20 protein-coding genes are annotated in these 23,005 nt (G+C 63.4%); 14 read left to right on the forward strand and 6 right to left on the reverse strand.

Translation table 11 applies throughout. The features are described from left to right. Nucleotides 1-14: 14 nt before the first annotated feature. A complete protein-coding gene (locus VFV96_06885; GenBank protein ID HEU5070119.1) occupies nt 15-764 on the reverse strand; it encodes an AraC family transcriptional regulator in 750 nt (249 codons plus the stop codon). Between the two features lie 99 nt (nt 765-863). Here VFV96_06885 and VFV96_06890 point away from each other — a divergent pair, with 99 nt between their 5' ends. Genes VFV96_06890 through VFV96_06905 form a run of 4 tightly spaced genes read left to right on the forward strand, consistent with a single transcriptional unit; the run spans nt 864 to nt 5,584 of the window. Beyond that, a complete protein-coding gene (locus tag VFV96_06890) occupies nt 864-1,799 on the forward strand; it encodes a proline racemase family protein (GenBank protein ID HEU5070120.1) in 936 nt (311 codons plus the stop codon). Further along, the gene (locus VFV96_06895) at nt 1,796-3,052 is read left to right on the forward strand and encodes an FAD-dependent oxidoreductase (GenBank protein ID HEU5070121.1); all 1,257 of its coding nucleotides are present in this window, start codon (nt 1,796-1,798) and stop codon (nt 3,050-3,052) included. The genes VFV96_06890 and VFV96_06895 overlap by 4 nt, the downstream gene beginning before the upstream one ends. A gap of 40 nt (nt 3,053-3,092) precedes the next feature. Then, complete coding sequence (locus VFV96_06900) at nt 3,093-3,986, forward strand: dihydrodipicolinate synthase family protein (protein ID HEU5070122.1); 894 nt, start codon at nt 3,093-3,095, stop codon at nt 3,984-3,986. A gap of 5 nt (nt 3,987-3,991) precedes the next feature. Further along, nucleotides 3,992-5,584, forward strand: a complete 1,593-nt coding sequence (locus VFV96_06905) for an aldehyde dehydrogenase (NADP(+)) (GenBank protein ID HEU5070123.1) — start codon at nt 3,992-3,994, stop codon at nt 5,582-5,584. Here the strand turns inward: VFV96_06905 and VFV96_06910 are convergent. Beyond that, nucleotides 5,581-6,831 carry a hydantoinase/carbamoylase family amidase gene (locus tag VFV96_06910; protein HEU5070124.1) on the reverse strand — a complete coding sequence of 417 codons (1,251 nt, stop codon included), beginning with the start codon at nt 6,829-6,831 and terminating at the stop codon, nt 5,581-5,583. The two genes, VFV96_06905 and VFV96_06910, sit on opposite strands and share 4 nt — an antisense overlap. 81 nt (nt 6,832-6,912) lie before the next feature. Here VFV96_06910 and preA point away from each other — a divergent pair, with 81 nt between their 5' ends. The 5 genes from preA to VFV96_06935 all read left to right on the forward strand — a co-directional run bounded on the left by preA (nt 6,913) and on the right by VFV96_06935 (nt 12,871). Next, nucleotides 6,913-8,037, forward strand: a complete 1,125-nt coding sequence (gene preA, locus VFV96_06915) for an NAD-dependent dihydropyrimidine dehydrogenase subunit PreA (GenBank protein ID HEU5070125.1) — start codon at nt 6,913-6,915, stop codon at nt 8,035-8,037. A gap of 44 nt (nt 8,038-8,081) precedes the next feature. Beyond that, nucleotides 8,082-9,578, forward strand: a complete 1,497-nt coding sequence (locus tag VFV96_06920) for a CoA-acylating methylmalonate-semialdehyde dehydrogenase (protein ID HEU5070126.1) — start codon at nt 8,082-8,084, stop codon at nt 9,576-9,578. Nucleotides 9,579-9,591: 13 nt separating this feature from the next. Continuing rightward, entirely contained in the window at nt 9,592-10,020 is a 429-nt protein-coding gene (locus VFV96_06925) for a four helix bundle protein (GenBank protein HEU5070127.1), read from the forward strand. Nucleotides 10,021-10,045: 25 nt separating this feature from the next. Next, nucleotides 10,046-11,428, forward strand: a complete 1,383-nt coding sequence (hydA, locus tag VFV96_06930; GenBank protein ID HEU5070128.1) for a dihydropyrimidinase — start codon at nt 10,046-10,048, stop codon at nt 11,426-11,428. A 102-nt stretch (nt 11,429-11,530) separates the two neighbouring features. Beyond that, complete coding sequence (locus VFV96_06935; protein HEU5070129.1) at nt 11,531-12,871, forward strand: aminotransferase class III-fold pyridoxal phosphate-dependent enzyme; 1,341 nt, start codon at nt 11,531-11,533, stop codon at nt 12,869-12,871. A gap of 56 nt (nt 12,872-12,927) precedes the next feature. On the opposite strand, the gene VFV96_06940 is transcribed toward VFV96_06935, so the two are convergent. Beyond that, nucleotides 12,928-14,442 carry an ATP-binding protein gene (locus VFV96_06940; protein HEU5070130.1) on the reverse strand — a complete coding sequence of 505 codons (1,515 nt, stop codon included), beginning with the start codon at nt 14,440-14,442 and terminating at the stop codon, nt 12,928-12,930. Between the two features lie 2 nt (nt 14,443-14,444). Then, nucleotides 14,445-15,095: a response regulator transcription factor gene (locus VFV96_06945; protein HEU5070131.1), complete on the reverse strand. Its 651-nt coding sequence runs from the start codon at nt 15,093-15,095 to the stop codon at nt 14,445-14,447. A gap of 248 nt (nt 15,096-15,343) precedes the next feature. Here VFV96_06945 and VFV96_06950 point away from each other — a divergent pair, with 248 nt between their 5' ends. The 4 genes from VFV96_06950 to VFV96_06965 all read left to right on the forward strand — a co-directional run bounded on the left by VFV96_06950 (nt 15,344) and on the right by VFV96_06965 (nt 20,084). Then, nucleotides 15,344-15,799, forward strand: coding sequence for a hypothetical protein (locus VFV96_06950; protein HEU5070132.1), 456 nt, complete (start codon nt 15,344-15,346; stop codon nt 15,797-15,799). A gap of 406 nt (nt 15,800-16,205) precedes the next feature. Continuing rightward, nucleotides 16,206-17,501 carry an MFS transporter gene (locus tag VFV96_06955; GenBank protein HEU5070133.1) on the forward strand — a complete coding sequence of 432 codons (1,296 nt, stop codon included), beginning with the start codon at nt 16,206-16,208 and terminating at the stop codon, nt 17,499-17,501. A gap of 124 nt (nt 17,502-17,625) precedes the next feature. Further along, the gene (locus VFV96_06960; protein ID HEU5070134.1) at nt 17,626-19,032 is read left to right on the forward strand and encodes an immunoglobulin domain-containing protein; all 1,407 of its coding nucleotides are present in this window, start codon (nt 17,626-17,628) and stop codon (nt 19,030-19,032) included. A 20-nt stretch (nt 19,033-19,052) separates the two neighbouring features. Beyond that, entirely contained in the window at nt 19,053-20,084 is a 1,032-nt protein-coding gene (locus tag VFV96_06965) for a hypothetical protein (GenBank protein ID HEU5070135.1), read from the forward strand. Between the two features lie 44 nt (nt 20,085-20,128). Here the strand turns inward: VFV96_06965 and metF are convergent, their stop codons facing one another. Beyond that, a complete protein-coding gene (metF, locus tag VFV96_06970; protein ID HEU5070136.1) occupies nt 20,129-21,016 on the reverse strand; it encodes a methylenetetrahydrofolate reductase [NAD(P)H] in 888 nt (295 codons plus the stop codon). 109 nt (nt 21,017-21,125) lie between these two features. On the opposite strand from metF, the gene VFV96_06975 reads away from it, so the two are divergent. Next, nucleotides 21,126-21,422 (forward strand): hypothetical protein, encoded by a 297-nt coding sequence (locus tag VFV96_06975; GenBank protein HEU5070137.1) that lies wholly within the window; start codon nt 21,126-21,128, stop codon nt 21,420-21,422. A gap of 96 nt (nt 21,423-21,518) precedes the next feature. Here the strand turns inward: VFV96_06975 and VFV96_06980 are convergent, their stop codons facing one another. Next, on the reverse strand, nt 21,519-22,694 hold the full coding sequence (locus VFV96_06980) for an outer membrane beta-barrel protein (GenBank protein HEU5070138.1): 1,176 nt from the start codon (nt 22,692-22,694) through the stop codon (nt 21,519-21,521). Nucleotides 22,695-23,005: the final 311 nt, after the last annotated feature.

Consider the following 23,005-nt stretch of genomic DNA (forward strand, 5'->3'; position numbering starts at 1 on the left):
CGCTTTCCGCCCGGCTACAACTGATTTCCCAGCGCGGCGCGGTAGTGCGAAGGGGACAGGCCCGCCGTCTGGCGGAACTGGCGGGTGAAGGCGCTCTGGTCGGAATAACCGCAGTCCAGCGCGATGACGGCAATGGGATCGTTGGTCTCGCGCAGGCGCTTGACGGCGGCTTCCATGCGGATTTTCTGAATCAGCTGTCCCGCGGTGAGCTGGAAGATCCGCCGAATCCGCTGTTCGAACTGGTAGCTGGACAGCCCGGCCTGGCGCGCGAGTTCCTTCACGCGCAGGGTGCTGCCAAAATTTTGCTGCATGTGCTGCACCACCTTCGCCACCGCCGAGTAATCCTCGCCCCGCTCGTTCGCCGCGCGCAAATCCTTGGAAATCCCCACGAGCCCGACGACCTGGCCTGCGCGGTTCCGCAACGGAAGTTTGTTGGTCAGGCACCAGCCGCGGCCGCCGGTCGGATAGAAATGAAGTTCCAGTTGATTCAGGATGGGCGTGCCGTTTCGCAGCACACTTTCGTCCTGTGCGCGGTAACCTTCCCCCAGTGGCAGGGGAAAGAGTTCATCCGCGCGCCGGCCAATCAACTCCCGTTTGTCCCGCCGCCCGCAGCGTTCCACCAGCGTGCGGTTGACCACCACGTATTCGCAGCGGCGGTTCTTGATGAAAAAGACCAGGTCGGCCAGACAGTCGAACAAGGCTTCGCCGGTGAACGGCTCGGCCAGTTGGGAGAAAAGCTCGGTTTGGAGTTGCGCCGGGGTCATGGTTCAACCGTTGTGCCGAAATGTTAGCCGGGGCTCCACCGCCCGACAAGACACCAAGGGCGATGCCGGGCAGAATGTCAGTCGTTTCAGACCATGCCCATGCGCAAGGTAACCATCATCGATTCCCATACGGGCGGCGAACCGACCCGCGTCGTGACAGCCGGCGGCCCGGACCTCGGCCGCGGCCCGCTCGCGGAACGCCGCGACGCCTTCCGCCGCGAGCACGACCATTTCCGCTCGGCCGTCGTCAATGAACCGCGCGGTTCGGACGTCGTCGTGGGCGCGTTGCTGGTGGAGCCCACCGACCCGGCGTGCGCAGCGGGCGTCATCTTCTTCAACAACGTCGGTTACCTCGGCATGTGCGGGCACGGCACCATCGGACTCATGGTGACGCTGGCGCATCTGGGCCGCATTCAACCGGGCGAACACCGGATTGAAACCCCCGTCGGCATCGTCACGGCGACCTTGCACGCGAACGGTGAAGTGTCCGTGGGCAACGTGCCCAGCTGGCGCGCACAGGCCGGCGTAACCGTGGACGTGCCCGGATTCGGACCCGTGACCGGCGACGTGGCGTGGGGCGGCAACTGGTTTTTCCTCGTCGAAAAGCACGGTCAGGAATTGACGCTGGCGAACGCGGACCGGCTCACGGATTTTTGCTGGCGGGTGCGCCAGGCCGTCAACGCCCAGGGCTTTCCGGACGTGGATCACGTCGAGCTGTTCGGTCCGCCCACTTTGGCGGGCGCGCATTCGCGGAATTTTGTGCAATGCCCGGGCAAGGCTTACGACCGGTCGCCGTGCGGCACGGGCACCAGCGCCAAGCTGGCGTGCCTCGCCGCCGCCGGCAAATTGCCACCCGGCGAAACCTGGGTGCAGGAAAGCATCATCGGCAGCACGTTTGCCGGAAAATTCACCTGGCTCGACCGCGCCGCCGGTCAGATCGCACCGGTCATCACCGGCGCGGCGTTTGTAAATGCCGAGGCCACCCAGCTCCTCGACGAAAGCGACCCGTTCTGCTGGGGCATCCGGACGTTATGAGCAAACGCATCCTCATCGTGGGCGCCGGCGTCGTCGGACTGAGCACGGCTTACTACTGCGCCCGCCGCGGATTCAACGTCACAGTGGTCGAGCGCAAGCCGGCCGAGCGCGACGGCACGTCGTTTGGCAACGCCGGCATGGTGGTGCCGAGCCATTTCATTCCGCTCGCGGCGCCCGGCATGGTCGCGCTGGGCCTGAAATGGATGTGGAATCCCGCCTCGCCGTTCTTCATCAAGCCGCGCCTGGATGCGGGTCTGCTGAGCTGGGGCCTGAAGTTCTGGCGCGCCGCCAGCCCCGGGCACGTCCGCCGCGCCGCGCCGTTGATTCGCGATCTTTCGCTCGCCAGCCGCGCGTGCTTTGAGGAAATCGCCGCGCTGCCCGGCGTGGACTTTGGCCTGGTGAAACGCGGACTGCTCATGCTCTGCCAGACGGAACACACGCTGCACGAAGAAGCCGGCACCGCGGAACGCGCCCGGGCGCTGGGCATTCCGGCGGACGTGCTCGACGCGCGGCAGACGACCGCCCTCGATCCGGCGGCGCGCATGAACATTGCCGGTGCGGTGCATTTTCCGCTGGATTGCCACCTCGACCCGGCGCGGTTCATGGCGGCGTTGCAGGCGCAGTCGGCCGCGCTCGGCGTGCAATTCCTCTGGCAGTCCGAGGGGCTGGATTTCCGGGTCGAAAACCGCCGCCTCCGGGCGCTCACCACGGCATCGGGCGACGCCTTGGAAGCCGACGAATTCGTTCTCTGTGGCGGATCCTGGACGCCCGCGCTGGCACGCCGGCTCGGCCTCAAACTGCCGATGGAAGCAGGCAAAGGCTACAGCCTCACCCTGTCGCGGCCCCGGCGCGCGCTGCAACTCTGCTCCATCCTGACCGAGGCACGCGTGGCCGTGACGCCGATGGGCGACACATTGCGTGTGGGCGGCACCATGGAACTCGCCGGCCTGAACGAGCGCATCAGCCCGATTCGCGTGCGCAGCATCATCGAATCGTTCTGCCGCTATTACCCGGAATTTGAGCCTGCGGATTTTGACGGGATCCAGCCGTGGGTTGGCCTGCGACCGTGCTCGCCCGACGGGCTGCCGTATGTGGGGCGCACGGCGAGCTTCGCCAACGTTTCGCTGGCCACCGGCCACGCCATGATGGGCATGAGCCTCGGTCCGGTAACAGGCCAGCTCATGGCACAGGTGCTCGCCGGCGAACCCCCGGCCTGCGAGCTGACGCAGCTTTCGCCCGACCGTTATCAATGATTACAACCCCAACCGAATCCATTCTAAATTCATGAAGAAAATGAAATGGGCCGGCGTCATGCCGGCCATCACCACCGCGTTCAAACCTGATTACAGCGTGGACCACGCGTTCATCGCGCGCCACGCCCAATGGCTGGTCAAAAACGGCTGCACCGGCATCGTCGCGCTCGGTTCGCTCGGCGAAAGCGCCACGCTGCGGTTCGACGAGAAAGTGGCCATTTTGAAAACCCTCGTGGCCGCCGTGGGCGACCAGGTGCCGGTGGTGGCGGGCATCGCCTCACTGAGCACGCTGGAGGCGGTGGACCTCGCGAAAGCCGCGGCTGGCGCGGGCTGCTCCGGTTTGATGGTTCTGCCGCCCTACGTGTATTCGAGCGACTGGCGCGAAATGAAGGCGCACCTGCAACCGGTCTTCCGCGCAACGAAGCTGTCGTGCATGCTTTACAACAACCCGGTTTCCTACAAAACGGATTTCCTGCCGGAGCAAATCGCGGAGCTGGCCCGGGCCCACGCCAACCTGCACGCCGTGAAGGAATCCAGCGCCGACGCCCGCCGCGTGACCGCGCTGAAGGCGTTGTGCGGGGACCGGCTGGCGCTGTTCGTGGGCGTGGATGATTTGATCGTGGAAGGCATCCGGGCCGGCGCCACCGGCTGGGTGGCCGGGCTCGTCAATGCGTTCCCCCGCGAATCCGTGGCCCTTTACAATTACGCGCTGCGGGGCGAAAACAAGAAGGCCGACGCGTTGTATCGCTGGTTCCTGCCCCTGCTGCGCATGGACACCGTTCCGAAGTTCGTCCAGCTCATCAAGCTGGTGCAGCAGGAAATCGGCATGGGTCACGAGCGCGTCCGGGCGCCGCGCTGCGTGATGGCGGGCGCCGAACGCAAGGCCGCGCTGGCCACCTTGAAAGCCGCCCTGGCCAAACGTCCAAAGCTGTAAACACCATGAATCTGACGGGTCTCTCCATCCTCGGTCAAAGTCGCGTGCCGGCGGCCGGCGCGCCCAAAACCGCCCTCAACCCCGCCACGGGCCGCCCGCTCGGGCCGGATTTTTTCTGGGCCACCAACGTCGATGTGGATGCGGCGGCGCACCTCGCGGCGCAGGCGTTCAGCGAATTCCGACGCTGGTCCGGCGCGCAGCGGCAGCGGTTGTTGCAACGCGTGGCCGAGCTGCTGGAAGCGAACGGCCCGGCGATTGTGGAGCGCGCGCAACAGGAAACCGCCCTGCCCGCCGCGCGGTTGCAGGGCGAACTCGCGCGGACCTGCTTTCAGCTCCGCCTCTACGGTGAGGCGGCCGCAACGGGCCTGTGCGCGGGAGCCCGCATCGACCACGCCGACCCAAACCGCAAACCGCTGCCGAAGCCGGATCTGCGTTCAATGCTCGTGCCGCTGGGACCAGTGGTGGTGTTCAGCGCCAGCAATTTCCCGCTCGCCTTTTCCGTGGCGGGCGGCGACACGGCGGCCGCATTTGCCGCCGGTTGTCCCGTGATCGTAAAACCCCACCAGGGACACCTCGGCACTTCTGAAATGGTCGGGCTGCTCGTGCAGCAGGCGGCGCGCGAGACTGGCGCGCCGGACGGCGTCTTTTCCCTGCTTTACGGCGACGGGGCGAACCTGGGCATCGCGCTGGTAAAGCATCCGCTCATCAAGGCCGTGGGCTTCACCGGTTCGCGCCGTGGCGGCCGGGCGTTGATGGATGCCGCCGCCGCGCGGCCTGAGCCCATTCCGGTCTATGCCGAGATGGGCAGCATCAATCCGGTTTTCGTGTTCACCAACGCGCTGGCCCAGCGGGCCGGGGAAATCGCCACCGGACTGCACGGCTCGGTGACCTTGGGCGTCGGCCAGTTCTGCACCAATCCGGGCCTCGTGTTCATCGAAGCCGGCGCGGCGGCGCAGGAATGCATCGCCAAGCTCGCTGATCTGATCCGCGGCACCGCGCCAGGCACGATGTTGACGGCGGGACTGTGTGCGGCCTACCGGCAGGGCGTGGAAAAATTCACCCAGACCGCCGGCGTGAAATTGCTGGCCCGCGCGGAGGCCGAGGCCGGTCCGGGCGGCGCCCAGGCCGGGGCCGCGCTGTTCAGCACGACCGCGGAAACCTTCCTGAATCATCACAGCCTGATGGACGAGGTGTTTGGCCCGTCCACGCTGATCGTGGAATGCACCTCCCGCGCGCAGATGCTGGCGGCGGCGCGGCAAATCGAGGGCCAACTGACCGCCACCATTCACGCCACGCCCGAGGAACTCGGCGCCAATCAGGAGCTGGTTGACGTCCTGAGCCAGAAAGCCGGCCGGCTCCTGTTCAACGGTTTTCCCACCGGCGTGGAAGTGGCCCACGCCATGACGCATGGCGGGCCGTATCCCGCGACGTCCGACGGCCGTTCCACGTCCGTGGGCACGCGCGCCATCGAACGCTTTCTGCGGCCGGTCAGCTACCAGAATTTTCCCGACGCCGCGCTGCCGCCGGAATTGCAGGAGGCAAATCCACTGCGTCTCGTGCGGCTGTGCGATGGAAAGATGCAACTCCCGAACGGCTAGCCGCGCGCCTGAATCCAGCGCATCACCTTTTCCGCCAGCTTGTCGAGGGCGATCACGCTGAGGGCCAGGTGCTCCTCCCGCGTGTCCTCAATCTTGTTGTGACTGATGCCGTGCAGGCTTTGCACGAACATCATGACGGTGGGAATGCCGGCCGCCGCGACTTCCGCCGCGTCGTGCAACGGTCCGCTCGGCAGGCGGTGTGAACGGCCGCAGGTTTCCCGGATCGCCTCATCGCACAGTTCGATCAGTTCCGGCGCGAACGGCCGCGGGGCAATCTGCCAGAGACGTTCCCAGGAAACGTCAACCCGGCCCTCCCGGGCGAAGCGTTCACTGGCTGCCTTTGCCTCGGCCAGCATTTGGGCCAGTTGGGCGGCGTCCAGATGGCGCTGATCCAGCGTGATGCGGCATTGTTCCACCACGCTGGTGACAATTCCCGGCTTGGTGCTGCACGAGCCGATGGTGCAGACACCGGCGCCGCTGCGTTCGGCGATGCGGTAAATTTCCGGACTCATCCGGGCCGCCGCCAGAAGCGCATCCTTGCGCCGGTTCATCGGCGTGCTGCCTGAATGCGCCGCCTGGCCGTGGAACGTGATGGCGTGACGTTCCACCCCGAACGTCCCCAGCACGGCGCCCAGCGGCAGGTCCAGATCCAGCAGCACGGGACCTTGCTCGATGTGCAGCTCGAGGTAGGCCGCCGCACCGCGGAGTTCCCGCCCGCTGTCCTTCAAGCGCTCAAAATCAATGCCCACCTGCTTCAGCGCGTCCGGCAGGCGAATGCCGTCCTTGTCCTGAAGCCCGCGCGCTTCCGCCATGTCCAGATGGCCGGAACAGGCGGACGAACCGAACAGGCTTTTGCCAAAGCGCGCCCCTTCCTCGTCTGCCCAATCGACGAGCCGCACGGTGACAGGCGGACGGCCGTGATATTGCGCGTTGAGGCGCCGCAGAATTTCCACGCCTGCCAGCACGTTCAGGCAGCCGTCCAGCCAGCCGCCGTTGGGCACCGAATCCATGTGCCCGCCGATGAGCAGCGCGCGGTCCGACTCCCCGCGCAAGGTGAACCACGTGTTGCCCGCGGCGTCGTCGTGGATTTCGAGCGGCAGTCCCGCGACCTTCTCGCGCAGCCAGGCGCGCGCCCGCACCCACGTGGGTGTGAAGGCGACGCGCTGGGCGCCGTTGGCGTCGGCGGTCAGCGTGCGCAGTTCCTTGAGTTCGGCGATGGTGCGTTCGGGATGAAGCGGAGCGTTCATGCGTCGGCAAGTTTCTAGTGGCGGACCCGTTTGCCGCGGGATTATGCTGCCGCGTTAAATTAAAATTGGGAGGGTAAAGTTATGCCGACGCTGGCCACGACTGTTGATGGCTTGAAACTACCGAACCCGTTTGTGATCGGTTCGGGACCGCCCGGAACCAATCTCAACGTCATCACGAAAGCCTTTCAGGAAGGCTGGGGCGCCGTCATCGCCAAGACGGTCAGCCTTGATGCTGCCAAGGTCATCAACGTGACACCGCGCTACGCCAAGCTCCACTCGGCCGACGGCCAGGAAGTCATCGGCTGGGAAAACATCGAGCTGATCAGCGACCGGCCGTTCAAGCTGTGGGAGGGCGAATTCAAGAAGTGCAAGGATCTGTTCCCCGACCGCGTGCTCATCGCCTCGGTCATGGAGGAATACCGCAAGGACGCGTGGGTGGAAATCATCGAGCGGTGCCAGGCCTGCGGCGTGGACGGCTTCGAGTTGAACTTTTCCTGCCCGCACGGGCTGCCCGAACGCAAGATGGGCGCCGCCATGGGTGAAAACCCCGAAATCCTTCACGAGGTGGTGGGCTGGGTCATGAGCGTCGCGAAGAAGCCCGTCTGGGCAAAGATGACCCCCAACGTGACGCACATCGAAGATCCCAGCCGCGCCGCATTGCAGGCCGGCGCCACGGGTATCAGCGCCATCAACACCATCCGCAGCGTCATGGGTGTGAACCTCGACACCCTGCGGCCCGAGCCCAATGTCGAAGGCTACACGACGCCGGGCGGCTATTCGAGCCGCGCCATCAAACCCATCGCACTCCGCATGGTCATGGAAGCGGCCCAGCTTATCCGGCGGGAATTCCCGGGCCGCTCTCTGTCCGCCATCGGCGGCGTGGAGTCCGGCCACGACGCGGCCGAGTTCATTTTGCTGGGCGCGGACACGGTTCAGGTTTGCACCGGCGTCATGAAATTCGGCTACGCGCACGTGAGGCCGATGTGCGACCAGTTGCTCGCGTTCATGGCGAAACACAACTTTGCCACGCTGGCGGACTTCAAAGGCCGCAGCCTGGATTATTTCACCACCCACGCCGACCTCGTCAGGCGCCAGGCCGAGCGCAAAGCGGCGCAAAAGGCTGCCGCCGGGGGCAAGGCGGTCAGGAGCGACGCCGAATGGACCGGCGACGAGTTCGTGAAACAATCCAACGCGTTGTCGCGTTGAGCCGGACGTCATCCGCCGCGCACACACCGACCCCGGGGAAGCTTATGGCCGCAACACTTGAACCGTGTCCGTTCTTCATCGGCGGCGAATGGGTGCAACCCCGCCTTGCCGGCACGCCCGTTTTCAACCCTTCCGTGGGCGAGGTCATCGCCGAATGTCCCGCCGGCACGGCAGCCGAGGTCAACGCCGCCGTGGAGGCCGCGCAGGCGGCTTTTCCCGCGTGGATGCAGACACCCGTGGTCGAACGGGTGCGGATTCTGGCGAGGTTCAAGATGTTGCTCGAAGAAAACTTTGAAGCCATTGTCCGCTGCAACACGCGGGAACACGGCAAGACACTCGTGGAATCGCGCGGCGACGTGAAGCGCGGCCTGGAGGTCATTGAATTTGCCCTCGGCGTCCCGTCCTTGATGATGGGCGAGGTGCTGGAAAACGTGGCGCGGGGCATTGATTGCGAAGCCATCCGCCAGCCGCTGGGCGTGTGTGCGGGCATCACGCCGTTCAACTTTCCGGCAATGGTGCCGTTGTGGATGTATCCCATCGCCATCGCCTGCGGCAATACGTTCGTCCTCAAGCCGAGCGAAAAGGTTCCGCTCACCGCGCTCAAAATCGCGCGGCTGCTGGAGCAGGCCGGGCTGCCCAAGGGCGTGCTGAACATTGTCCACGGCGGCCGCGAGGTCGTGGACGCCCTGCTCACGCATCCCAAGGTCCGGGCGATTTCCTTCGTTGGTTCCACGCCGATCGCGCGTTACATCTACGAAGTCGGCACCCGGCACGGCAAACGCGTCCAGGCCAACGGCGGCGCCAAGAATTACGTGATCATCATGCCCGATGCCGATGTGGAAAACACCACGCGCGGAGTGATTGAGGCCGCTTTTGGCTGCGCCGGCGAACGGTGCATGGCCGGGTCCACCGCCGTGCTGGTTCGCGGCGCCGAGCAGACCGTTTTGCCCACGCTGGTCGAAGCCACCCAACGCCTCAAGGTCGGCCCGACGGACCGCGACGCCCAGCCGGACATGGGCGCGGTCATCACCCGGCAGCACCGTGACCGCGTGGTGCAACTGATTGAAGCCGGCGTGGCGGAAGGCGCGAAAATTCCAGCGGACGGACGACGGGTGAAGATTCCCGAAGCGCCAAAGGGATTTTATGTGGGCCCAACCATTCTCGATCACGTGGATCACCAGATGACCGTGGCGCGTGAGGAGATTTTCGGCCCCGTGTTGAACGTGATGCACATGGAAGATCTGAACGACGCCATCGACCTGGCGAACCGCTCCTGCTACGGCAACGGGGCGTCCATCTTCACGCGCTCCGGCAAGGCGGCGCGCGAATTCAAGCACCGCGTAAAGGCGGGCATGGTGGGCATCAACATTGGCGTGCCGGCGTCGATGGCGTGGTTCCCGTTCAACGGGTGGGACGAATCCTTCTTTGGCGACCTGCATATGCAGGGCAAGGAGGGCGTGCAGTTCTTCACACAACTGAAGGTGACCACGAGCCGCTGGTTCAGCTACGGCGAAGAGGACATCTGGCACAGAGAAAAGTGACAAGTGATCGGCGATGAGTGACGAGCCGAAACATCGAACGGCGAGCGCCGATGGCAAGGTGCAGAGCTGTCGCGATTTGCTCGTTTGGCAAAAGGGCATTTCGCTCGCGAAGATGATTTGCAGAATTACGGCTGAATTTCCGCCAGAAGAAAAGTTCGGGCTCATTTCGCAAATGCGACGGGCTGCTGTTTCTGTCCCTTCAAACATTGCTGAAGGACAGGCTCGGCACACAAGCGGAGGATTTGTTCAATTTATTTCTCACGCCGAGGGTTCGCTTGCCGAACTCGACACCCAATTAACTCTCGCGGCGGGACTCGGTTTTCTTTCGACGCAAGAATCCCTGCCATGTGCAGATTCCATCCACGAACAGCGGCGCATGCTGAATGGCCTGCGCCGTGTTGTTAGTGGGCAGAAACCTGCTGCCCCAAGCGGCCAGAGATGACAACTTGTCACGCATCACACATCACATGTCACTCCTCATCAAAAACGGTGAAATCGTCACGGCGAGCGAACGCTACGTGGCCGATATCCTCTGCGAGAACGAAACCATCGCGCGCATCGACCGCGGCATCACGCCGCCGAAGGGGGCGGAAGTGATCGACGCGCGGGGCAAATTCGTTTTCCCCGGCTTCATCGACCCGCACGTCCACATTTACCTGCCCTTCATGGGAACGTTCGCCAAGGACGACTACCGCACGGGCAGCCAGGCGGCGCTGGTGGGCGGCACCACGACGCTGATCGAGATGTGCTGCCCGGCCCGTTCGGACGATGCACTGAAGAGCTTCGAGCTTTGGCGGGGCAAGGCCGAGGGCAAATCCGCGTGCGACTTCACGTTCCACATGGGCGTGACAAGATTTGACGCCCGCACAGAGCGGCAGCTGCGTGAAATCGTCCGGCGCGGCATCAGCTCCTTCAAAATCTTTCTCGCTTACAAAGGCGCGTTTGGCATCGACGACACGGAGCTGTATCGCACGCTGAAGCTGGCAAAGGAGCTGGGCGTCATCGTCACGGCGCACTGCGAAAACGAGACGCTCGTGACCGAACGCTGCCGCGAGCTGCTGGCTGCGGGCAAAACCGGCCCGGGTTTCCACGAACCGAGCCGGCCCGTGCAGGTTGAAGCCGAAGGCGTGCATCATTTGATGACCTTTGCCGAACTCACCGGCGCGGCGACCTACATCGTCCACCTCAGTTGCCGGGAAGCCCTGGCCGAAGCCGTCGCCGCGCGGCAACGTGGCGTGCGCGTTGCGGTGGAAACGCTCATCCAATACCTGACGCTCGACAAAACCTACGCCGAGAAGCCGCGCTTCGAGGGCGCCAAGTATGTGATGTCGCCGCCCCTGCGCGACAAATGCAACCAGGACATCCTCTGGCACGGCCTGCGCGACGGGCTCATTCAAACGGTCGCCACCGACCATGCGCCGTTTGATTTCCGGAAGCAAAAGGCGATGGGCAAAAATGATTTCACCAAAATCCCCAACGGCATCCCCTCGCTCGAGGACCGCATCAACCTGCTTTACACCCACGGCGTGAAGGCCGGCCGGATTGACCTGCACACGTTCGTGAATGTCGCCAGCACCCAGGCCGCCAAACTCTTCGGCCTTTTCCCGCGCAAAGGTGCCATCCAACCGGGCGCGGACGCGGACCTCGTCGTTTATGACCCGCGTTACCGCAGCCGAATCTCGGTGAAAACACAGCACATGAATCTTGATTACAGCGCGTTTGAAGGCTGGAAGATTGCGGGCCGGCCCAGCGTGGTGACGGTGCGCGGTCAGATTGCCGTTCGCGATGGGAAGTTTGTCGGCAAGATTGGTCACGGCAAATTCCTCGCGCGCCAACCGGGACATTTCTGAACATGCCTCCCGTGTCAGTTCCATGCGTGGTTCATCGATTTTGCGGTGTCATTTGTCCTTTACCTGGGGCCGCGCAAAGCGTTTCCCCGAGCCTGAAATCACATGAAAACTCCCGTGCTGCCCGCGTGCCCGCATCAACCCAAACCCTACACCGGCCCTTCGGCCGAGGAGGTGCTGGCCACGCGCCGGCAATTTCTAAATCCGGCCATTTTTCATTACTACAAGCGGCCGCTGATGATTGTGGAAGGCAAGGGCCAGTGGCTCTTTGACGAACAGGGCCGGCGCTATCTGGACGGCTTCGGCGGCATTGTCACCGTCAGCGTCGGGCATTGTCACCCGCACGTCGTGGCCGCCGCGCACGCGCAGAACGAAACCATCCAGCACACCACGACGATCTACCTGCACCCGGGCATTGCGCTTTATGCGAGGGAGCTGGCCGCCAAGATGCCGGGCGACCTCAAGGTGGTTTACTTCGTCAATTCCGGTTCCGAGGCGAACGACCTCGCGCTGCTGATGGCCCGCGCCTACACGGGCAATTACGACGTGATCGCCCTGCGCAACGCCTATCACGGCGGCAGCCAGGCCACGATGGGACTCACCTCGCATCACACGTGGAAATTCAACGTGCCGCACGGCTTTGGGGTGCAGCACGCCATCATGCCGGATACGTATCGCGGTCCTTACGGGAAGGACGACGCGGAGGCGGGCCGCAAATACGCAGACGATGTGAAGAACCTCATTCAATTCGGCACCTCCGGACAGGTGGCCGGCTTCATCGCCGAATCCATCCAGGGCGTGGGCGGTTCGGTGGTGTTTCCCGACGGCTATCTCCGCCACGCCTACGCCCACGTGCGCGCCGCCGGCGGTATTTGCATCGCCGACGAAGTGCAGACCGGATTCGGCCGCACCGGCACGCATTACTGGGGCTTTGAAACCCAGGGTGTCATTCCGGACATGGTCACCATGGCCAAGGGCATCGGCAACGGCTGTCCGCTGGCCGCCGTGGTCACCACACCGACCGTCGCCCGGGCCATCGCGACCCGCATCCATTTCAACACCTTTGGCGGAAACCCCGTCTCCTGCGCACAGGGACGGGCAGTGCTGGAAGTCATCGAACGCGAGGGCTTGCAGGCCAACGCGCTTAAGATTGGCCATCACCTCAAGACAGGACTCCAACGGCTGGCCGGCAAGCACCCGCTCATCGGCGACGTCCGGGGCCTCGGGCTCATGCTCGGCGTCGAACTCGTGAAAGACCGCACCACGAAAGAGCCAGCCCGCGACGAATGCGCCGCCGTATTTGAAAAGGCGCGCGACCTCGGCCTGCTCATTGGCAAGGGCGGACTCTGGGGCAACACGCTGCGCATCAAGCCGCCCATGTGCCTCACGCCGGCCGATGCCGATTTCCTGCTGGACGTTTTGGATTGCGCCCTCGCCAGCGTTTGATCCCCCAGCAGGAAGTCAGACCAATTTGTCCGGCGCCGGAAGGAAATGCGGTTTGGCTAAACCGGCAACCGCACCTTGAATGAACTTCCCCGGCCGGGTTCGCTGGTGACTTCGATGGTTCCGCCGTGCACCTCGACGATGGATTTGGTGATGGCCAGGCCCAGGCCGGTTCGGCCTTGCGCCGCCGTGCGGGCCGCGTCCGCCCGATAAAACCGCCCGAAAATGTGCGGCACGTGTTCCGCCGCAATGCCAATCCCCGTATCCGCAACAGTGACCACCGCGTGCCGATCTTCAAGGGCCGTGATGATGCGCACCTCGCCACCCTCGCGGTTATAGTGAATCGCATTCGTCAGCAGGTTCGTCACAACCAGCGTCAAGTGATCCGCGTTGCCGTGACACGGTGCCGGCGACAATGCAACGTGCAGGCGGACACGCCGATCTGCCGCAAGCGACTGCACCAGCGCCACGGATTCTTCCACCACCTGGGCCAGGTCCAACGGCTGGCGCCGATCCACGTCCGGGCCGGCATCGAGACGCGCCAGTTCGAGCAACGATTCGATGAGCTTGCGCATGCGCTGGGCCGCCCGCTGACAGGCTTCGAGGGTTTCCCGATATTCCGCCGGCGGACGTTCACGGCTCAACGTGGATTGCGTCTGGGTGAGAATCACCGAAACAGGCGTGCGCAACTCATGAGCGGCGTCGGAGGTGAACTGTTGCTGCCGGGCAAACGCCGCTTCGAGCCGGGCAAAGGTGTCATTCAAAACGGCAGCCAGGCGGCCCAGTTCACTCCCGGCCCCGCTGATGTCGATTCGTTGCGATAAATCGCCACGCGAAATGCGCGCGGCCGTTTCGCTGATGCGGTCGATGGGCCGGATGGCCCGCGTCGCAATCCACCAGCCGCCGGCCAGCCCGAGAAGCCAGACGCCGCCGCCCATGCCGGCGAGCTTCCACGCCGTGCGCCGCAACTCCAACAATTCCGCCACCACGGAACGACCGATGCGGATGATTTCTCCCGGCGGGGTCACGACCGTGACTTCACGGAATGTTCCCCGCAACTGCGCCGGCTCAGGTTCGCCCGGAAACCGCCGTCGCCCGTCCGCCGGCAGCGCCTCCCGTTCAGGCGCCGCCACCGGTCCGCGCACCGGCAACACCAACGCCTGTTCGGGCGCATTCGTGGAGTGGCTCAACTCATGGCCATCGCGCGCCCAGACGACGTAATAAAATCCGTTTGGGCCGGATTCATCGAAGAGATGCGCCTGCGGTTCCGGCAGCTGGAACGTCCGGCGACGCATTCGCTCCCACGGCGGCAACGGACCATCATCCGGCAGCGCCGGTTCCGCTGATCCGGCCGGGGGCGGCTGCGGAAAAGGCGGCTGGCCGGCCGCATTACGCAATGCCGCCGGAGGTCGCAGCGCACCGGCGATGGCGCTGACCCGCCGCTGCAGTTCGCCATCGATGCGCTGGAACAGCCGGCCGCGTTCCTGTTGAAACGCCAGCACGCCAAACCCGGCCAGCACGGCCAGCAAAATCAGGCCATACCAGAGCTGCAGCCGCCACTTGATGGAGGGCACGATCATTCGATGCAGTAGCCGTGGCCGCGCCGGGTGGTGATGAAGCCCGCGCCCAGTTTTTTGCGCACATTGGAAACGTGCACGTCAAGCAGGTTGGACAACGTGCTGTCGTTCTCATCGAACAGGTGCTCGTAAAGCTGCGTGCGCGTCACCACCTCGCCCCGATGCAGCGCGAGAAACTCGACGAGCGCATATTCGCGGGCGGTAAGCTCGACCCCCCGGCCCACCACCGTCACCGTGCGCGCGGCCGTGTCGATGGTGATGTCACCGAGAACGATGGTGTTTGTGGTTCTGCCGGCGCCGCGGCGAATGAGCGCACGTAACCGGGCCAGCAGTTCGGGCAGGTCAAATGGTTTGACGACGTAATCATCCGCCCCCGTGTCGAGCCCCTTCACCCGGTCGCGCGATTGATCGCGGGCGGTTAGCATGAGCACCGGAGTTTGTTTGGAGCGGCGAAGCCGGCGCAACACCTCCCAACCGTCGAGCCGCGGCAGCATGACATCCAGAATCACGGCGTCGTAACCGGTGCTTTCCGCGTTGAAGAGACCGTCCTCGCCGTTGTCCACGGCGTCGACCGCGTAACCCTCATCGCGCAAGGCGCGCGTCAAACCGCTGCGCAGGTCGGGTTCATCTTCCACAATCAGGAGTCGCATGCGTCGCTTGAAGCATAGCGCGGACCGGCCGCGTCCGCAGTTGAATTTCCGCCCGCAGCGTGTCACCCGCCACCTTAAGTTGCGATGAAGCCGGCAACCAAGACTTTCGCCCGCGCTTCATCATCCCTAAAGGTTGCCGGCGGTAAGCTGGCGGCGTGAAAAATGAATTACCTGAACCCGCCGCCAAAGTTGCCGCGTCACCGTTGACGCGGCCGGAAGGGGTTCGGCGATTCGTGGAAAGGACAAACATGAAACTGCAAAGCAAACTCTGGATGGCGGCGCTGGTGCTCGCCGGCACCGCCTTGTGCGCCACGGCTCAAGACGCCGGCGGCCCGCCCAACGAGGGGCCGGGCGGTCCCGGCGGCCCGGGCGGACGTGGCATGGGCCGCCGCATGATGCCGCCCCCGCCGGTGATCGCGGTGCTGGATGCCAATCACGATGGCGTGATTGACGCCGATGAAATTGCCAACGCCTCCGCCGCGCTGAAGAAGCTCGACAAAAACGGCGACGGCAAGCTGACCCAGGATGAACTGCGCCCGCCTCGTCCTGCGGGTGCCGGCCCCGGCGCCGCCGAAGGACGGGACGGAATGAACGGACCGCGTGGTCCGCGCGGCCCCCGCGGCCCGGGTGGATTTGGCGGACCGCGTCCGCCGGGCGATGGCCCGGACGGCCAGGCCCCTCCGGACCAAGCGCCGGAGAACTGATCCGCATCTGACCCACCGCCGGACTGTTCAACAGTCCGGCGTTTTTATTTGCACCGGCGCGACGCAAGGCCGGCAGCACGCCGGCAGGAAATGGATGACGCAAAAAAAACCGGGCCAATCTGCCAGAGGGTGGCGGATTGGCCCGGGGAATTTCGATTGGTTCAATAGCAAGCTTGTGTAGGACATCGACGCCAAACAGAACCAGCATCCGGCGTCAAAATCTTCAAAGAACGTCCCGGCTTGGCCGGAGGCAAACTTCCACGAGGGAAATTGCGCTTATGGAGGTTCGACTGCGGGCGCGAGGATTTGTTCAAAGTATTTTCAGGTATTTGCCCCCGCCGCCACAGTCCGGCCCGGGCTGCGGCGGTGGACGTGCATTGGCGGTGGTTCTCGCCTACACTGCGGCATGCGTTTGCCGGCTTTGTTAAGCGCCTTGGAGTCCCGCAACTACCGCCTGTTCTTCGGCGGGCAGATTGTGTCGCTCATCGGCACCTGGATGACGCAAACGGCCTCGCTGTGGCTCGTGTATCACCTGAGTTCCTCGCCGTTTCTGCTCGGGGTGGTGGGGTTTGCCAGCCAGATTCCCATTTTCTTTCTGGCCCCGTTTGCCGGCGTGTGGATCGACCGCGTCAACCGACACCGGCTCCTGGTCGGCACGCAGGCCGCGGCCATGCTGCAGTCCTTTGCGCTGGCGGCGTTCGCGCTCACGGGCACGATCACGGTGACGCATCTCGTTGTGCTGAGCCTGGTGCAGGGAATCATCAACGCGCTCGACATGCCCACCCGCCAGGCCCTGGTGGTGGAGTTTGTCGAGCGCAAGGAACATCTGGGCAATGCCATCGCGTTGAATTCGTCGTTGTTCAACCTGGCCCGGCTCGTGGGCCCGGCCCTGGCGGGCTTTGTGGTCGCCGCGCGCGGGCCGGGATTCTGTTACCTCGTGGACGGCTTGAGCTACGTGGCGGTCATCGCGGCGCTGCTGGCGATGCGCCTGCGGGAACGGCCGCCCCGCAAGGTGGCGCAGCATCCGTTGATCGAGCTGCGACAGGGATTTCATTATGCCTTTGGCTTCACCCCCATCGCGGCGCTCATCGGCCTGGTGGCGGCGATCAGCGCGGTGGGCTTCTCCTACACGGTGCTCACGCCGATTTTTGCCCGGGACGTGTTCCAAGGTGATGCCCGGACGCTGGGGGCGCTCATGTCCGCCTCGGGCGTCGGCGCATTGAGCGGGGCGTTGTATTTGAGCACCCGCCGGACCGTGCGCGGGCTGGGCAATGTAATTACGTTTGGCGGTGCCGCGATGGGTCTGGGATTGATCGGTTTTGCTCTTTCGCGCTGGCTGCCATTGTCGCTCGCATGCCTCACCTTGACGGGCATGGGCGGCGTGCTCCTGATGGCCTCCTGCAATACGCTGGTGCAAACCCTGGTGGACGACGACAAGCGCGGCCGGGTGATGAGCATTTATTCGATGGCGTTCACCGGCACGATGCCGGTGGGCAATCTGCTCGTAGGATTTGGCGCCGGCCGCGCGGGCACGGCCATCACACTGGCCACTTGCGGTGCGCTGTGCATCTTCGTGGCGGGACTGTTTTTCCGGTCACTCCCGCGATTGCGGGCCGTGGCTGCGCCCATTCTGGCCAGGCTGGACACCTCGGAAATCGAGCCGGTGGTGACGCCCGCGGCCAAACCAGAGGCGCCTCGCTGACGCCGGATAAATTAATACGGCGTAAACAGCACAACACACCGACAAAAGCGATTGGCCCGCATTCATCCGGTGCGCATCTGAGTCGGCTGTTGTGCGGCTGGAGCGGATGGTCAATACTCCGCGCGTGAAGACGACACGTTGGATGAATTTCTGTCAGTTCGTGCAGCGGACACGGCGGGCCCTGGATGTGCCGACGATGCTTCAGGCCAGGACCGGACTGGGCGTCGGCTTGATGCTGTTGGCCATCGGCGCCGGCGCCGCGCCCACCATCACCGTTCAGCCCGTGGGTGGGCAGGCGGCCACCAATGAATCGTTTGCGATGAGCGTGCAGGCCACCGGCACGGCCACGGTCACCTACCAATGGACCCGGAACGGCGGCGACCTCAGTGCCGCCACCAACGCCACGTTGTTGCTGACCAATCTCACCACCAGTCAGGCCGGAACGTATGCCGTCCGCGTGACCGACAGCGGCACCACGGTAACCAGCTCGAACGCCTTTTTGGTGATCAGGTCCCAACCGCGCCTCCTGACGACCGGCGTGATTTCCGGCGGCGGCCAGGCCCAGGTGGAAATCCAGTTGCGCGCCAACGGCCGGGAGCATGCCGTGTCTTTCTCGCTGGGCTACCTCACCAACGTGCTTGCGAATCCGGTGTTCACGCCCACCTATCCGGGAGCCGGGGCCACCGTCGATGCTACGGCAGCAAGCAACGGACTCGTTGGCGTGACCTGGCAACTGCCCGCAGGCGTCATGCTGACCAACGGCCCGGTTTCACTCGGCTACTTCACCTTCGATTTCACCGGTGGCAACAATCCGTTCGCCGGCGGATTGTATTTCACCAATGCACCAACCGATCTGGCCGCCACGGACACCAACGGGCTGGACTTGGTGCTGCCCGCCGCCGTCCTGCCCTCGGCCGAAGTGCTCGGCACGCCCACGCTGAACCGGCAGTCCGGCCTGTTCGAGCAATCAGTGATGCTGGGCAACGGCGGACCGGTGTTGTTGACGAACGCTCAACTGCTCGTTTACGGGCTGGGCAACGATTCGCTCTCGAACGCGATCACCTTGTTCAACGCGCAACGCTACGCCAGCCAGGACTGGAACGCGGACGGCGCTTTTGAACCGGTTCCTTTTGTGCAGGTCAGCAGTTTGACCAACGGCGAAACGCGGCTGCTCACGCTGGAATACTACGTGGGCGATCACATCACGATCCCGGCACCGGGGGTGCTGACGCTGGCGAGCAACGCGTGGACATTTGTGCCACCAGCGGGAAACCCACTGGCCGTAACCCGCGCACTCTATACGAATGGCGTGTTCCTGATTGAGTTCAACACGTTGACGAACCGGCACTACTTCATCCAATACGCCGACACGCCCGCGGATTTGATGGACAGCGCCACCGTGCAGACGGCCTTTCCCGCCGTAACCGGCACCGGCAGCCGCATGCAATGGATCGACAACGGGCCGCCGAAGACGGCTTCGCCGCCCACCAACGGCAGCCGGTTTTATCGCGTGCTGCTCCAAGGCCAGTGAACCCGCTTCGCTCTGAATCCATGAAGAAGACATTTTGCCTCTCCCCTCACCTGCCGATGACCCTGGCCGCCCTGGCGTTGGCCGGAACCGCCGCGCACGCCCAGGACGATCCTGAACCGTCCTGGACGGACGGCTGGTTCGTGCGCGCCGGGGCGCGCCTCCTGCTCAACGCAAAGGCATCCGTCTCACTGTCCGCGCCGCCGGCCGCCGCCACGATGTATGACAACGGCTATGTGCTGCCGGACAGCAGCGGCAACAGCGGTTCGACGTGGAACTGGGGTTATACGGCCGCCAGCCAGGTCAACGGAAGCCAGTTGAATTACACGCGGCTCGACAACACCGCGGCCGGCACGTTGAACGGCGGTAAAAGTGATGCCTCTCTGGGCGGCGAAGTGATTTTGGGATCCGAGCTGGTCCGGTTCGACATGGGCGAACGCGAGGCCCGGCTCGGATTCGAAATCGGTTATGGCTACAATCCCTTTTCCCTGACTTACAGCGGCATCGCCACCGGCACCGCCGCTTACACGCAAGCCAGTTACGACTTGGGCGGCATCGTGCCGCCGGAAGCGCCCTATTCCGGAACCTACGCCGGTCCGGGACCGCTGATCAGCACCGCGCCGTCGAGCAGCACGACCATCAATTCCGCGAGCCAGTCGGCGTATTCGGGCAAACTCGACAGTTCGCTGCACAACATGAAGCTCGGGCTGTGGCTGGATGTTCCGCTCAGCAAGCGGTTCCTGGCGGGCGTCAGCGTGGGTTATTCAGCGCTATATGCCGACACACAATTGACATTCACCGAGAACACCACCTACGCCGACGGCGGCATTCCGGTCACGGGCCCGGTCACGCGCAAGATTGGCGGGCGCGATTGGAATCCAGGTGGCTATGCGGAACTGCGGGTCAGCTACCAAATCACGTCGCACATTGCCGCCTATGTGAGCGGCGACTACCAATACAATGGCCGGTTCAATTTCTCCGGCGCCGGACGCGACGTGGAATTGGACTTCACGTCGCTATTTTCGGTCGGGCTGGGCGCGAGCTACACCTTCTAACAACCAGCCGCCTCGCGCCAGGACACCGCACGCCGGTTGCCGGTCTATGCCAGCGCCAGGTTTTTCAGGATGGCCGTCGTGGCCGCGGCCTTGTTGAGCGTGTAGAAGTGGATGCCGGGCGCACCGTTCCGCAGCAAATCGGCGCATTGGCGGGTGGCGTATTCGATGCCAAACGCGGCGCACGCCTCGTCGTCATCAACACGTTTCTCCAGTTCAGCCAGCAATGGTGCCGGCAGTTTCGCCCCACACAGTGCCGTAAAGCGTTTGATTTGCGCCGCGCTGCCGATGGGAATGATTCCTGGCACGATGGGAACCTTCACCCCGGACCGGGTCAGGTAATCTCGAAATTCATAGAAATCCGTGTTGTCGAAGAACAACTGCGTGATGACGAAGTCAGCACCACAGTCGATTTTGTGTTTCAGCCGCTGCCAATCCACCCGCTTGCCTTCTTTGCAGGCGATGTGCCCCTCGGGAAATCCTGCCACGCCGACGCAAAATCCGCCGAGTTCACGGAGCAATTGCACCAACTGATGGGAATATTCGAAGCCGCCCTCGGTTTTTTGGAACTCGCCCACGCCGCCCGGAGGATCCCCCCGAAGCGCCAGGATGTTGCTGATCCCCAAAGCCCGGGCCTGCGCCAAAATGTCCTTGGTTTGTGGCGCCGTCGCATTGACGCAGGTCAGGTGGGCCATGGTTGTCAGGCCATGATCCTGTTGGATGCGGGCCACAATCCCCAACGTCTTTTCGCGCGTGCCGCCGCCCGCACCGTAGGTCACGGAGCAAAAATCCGGCTGCAATTGACAAAGGGCCGGAATGGTTTTTTCCATCAGCGTGCGCTCGCCCTCGTCCGTCTTGGTGGGGAAAAACTCGAAGGAAACGACCGGCCGCCCCGCGGCCTGTTTCGCGGCGAAGATGTCGCGGATGAATTGCACGGGGCTGATACTGTCACAATGAGCCACAAAATCCAGCGCGGTTGAAGCGGAGCGGAAGAAATCGCGGCTGGATTTATGCGCCGGCCGGAACTAATGGTGGCGCATGGCCATGACGAAGCATTGTTGGAAGTGCGGCGCGGAATGGACGTTCGCCCGCGCCCCCGGACGCAGCGAAACCTGTGTCAGCTGCGGCGCCGACTTGAAGGTGTGTCTGAACTGTGTGAGCTACGACAAAACGGTGGCCTACCAATGCCGGGACCGGCGGGCGGACGAGGTGGTGGAGAAGGCCGCGGCGAATTATTGCGAATACTTTGACCTTGCCCGACGCGAATACATGCCTGTGACCGAAGGTCTGGCACGTGAGGCCAAGGCGAAGGACGCCCTGCGCAAACTGTTGGGCGATTGACACGCCTTTGCCATGGGCATTACCACGCCGCCGGCAACAAAAAAAAAGCCCCTCCCAGTTTTCCCGGGAGGGGTTTTGCTTAAGCGATCAATCCGCTTAGAACTTGTAGATCAAGTTGGCGAACAATCCGACGCTGGAGTCGGTAGAATCGTTCTTGACATAAGCTTCATCCCACCGGAGTTCCACGCGGCTGATGACGTTCTTCCACAGGTCGTATTGAACGGTGCCCGTGATTTCAGTCAGGTTGCCATCGGTGTGCTCATCCATCGCAACCGCTTTGCCATATTCGGCGCGGCCGTGGAGGCTGAGTTTCTCCGTCGCCTGGAAGGAGGCGTAAGCACCAAGCATCCATTGGTTGGACTTGTCGATGCCGCCCGCGTTTTTGACGTAATCAAACGCCAAACCAGCCTTCAGGCCGGTAACGGGCGTATTGAGCGTGGCACCGGCATAGTAGTTGACTTGGTCGGCGCCAGACTCTTCAACATCGCCGCCATTGTTCAAACCACCCACGACGCCCGCATACAGTGTCGATCCAGAGAGGAAGCCCAAGTCCTGCGGAGCGGTCAACGCGACCGACGCCAAGTAGGTCTTGTGCCAGGTCTCACCCGAAACGTATTCAGGGTCAGGGCGGTTATTGATGCCGGGCGACAGGGTGTTGGCCACACCAGCGGCAACCGAAACGATGTCATTCACGCGATAGGTCGCGAGAATACCGGTGTGTTCAGTGGGTTCAATGGCATAGCCCCAAGAACGGCTGAAGTTGGGGTTATTGCCCGACTCGAAGGTTTCGTAGCCAATCGTCGTGTCAAACACGCCGACCTTCCAGTCAATGCCGTTACCGACGGGCGTGCGCAGGGCAACATAGGCCTGCTTGATGCCGAAATCGGACGCACTGTAACCAATACGATAGTTGTCCTGACGTTGGCTGGAGTCCAAAGAGGCATTATAGCCAACCGCGTCCGGTCCGAAGAGCAGATCCACCTTGTAACCAGCGGCCCATTCGGACTCATCCATCGGCTTTTCGATGGTGAGCTTGACGACGTTCAGGTTAAAACCGTCGCTCTTGCCGTTGCGGAACGGAATGGCATTGTGAAGGCTGTTATCCTTGTCACCGACGTTCCATTCCACTGACGTATCGACGTAACCGCTGATGGTGGTTGAGGACAGGGCCGTCTGCACTGCGTTCATCGTGCTCTCGTCTGCCTTCACGGCCGAAGCGAGGCTGACAACGCCGACCGCAGCCAGACCCAAGGTCCATTGGTTAATCTTCATTAGTTCCTCCGATTTTTATGGTTGTATGTCCGTGCACTTGCACTGTTCTGGAGTAAAAACAGTTTACCCCACACACCCCAAAAGGTGTAGATGGGCGCATCAATAGGAGAGAATCCCCGGTTTGACAACTAAAAATTAAGAATTGGGCAGGGTGCAGGCGATTGAATGACCCATAAAATATTCATTATGAACGACATTACCAACAATTGGCCAGCCTGTCCGTAGTTTAGGCAGCGGGAAGCCCGGTCAATCTGGCATCGCCGGAATGAGAAGCCGGATTTGGCCGGAATTCTCATCGCCTTGAATGGCTG

It is taken from the genome of Verrucomicrobiia bacterium (assembly GCA_035765895.1).
GTDB lineage: Bacteria > Verrucomicrobiota > Verrucomicrobiia > Limisphaerales > DSYF01 > DSYF01.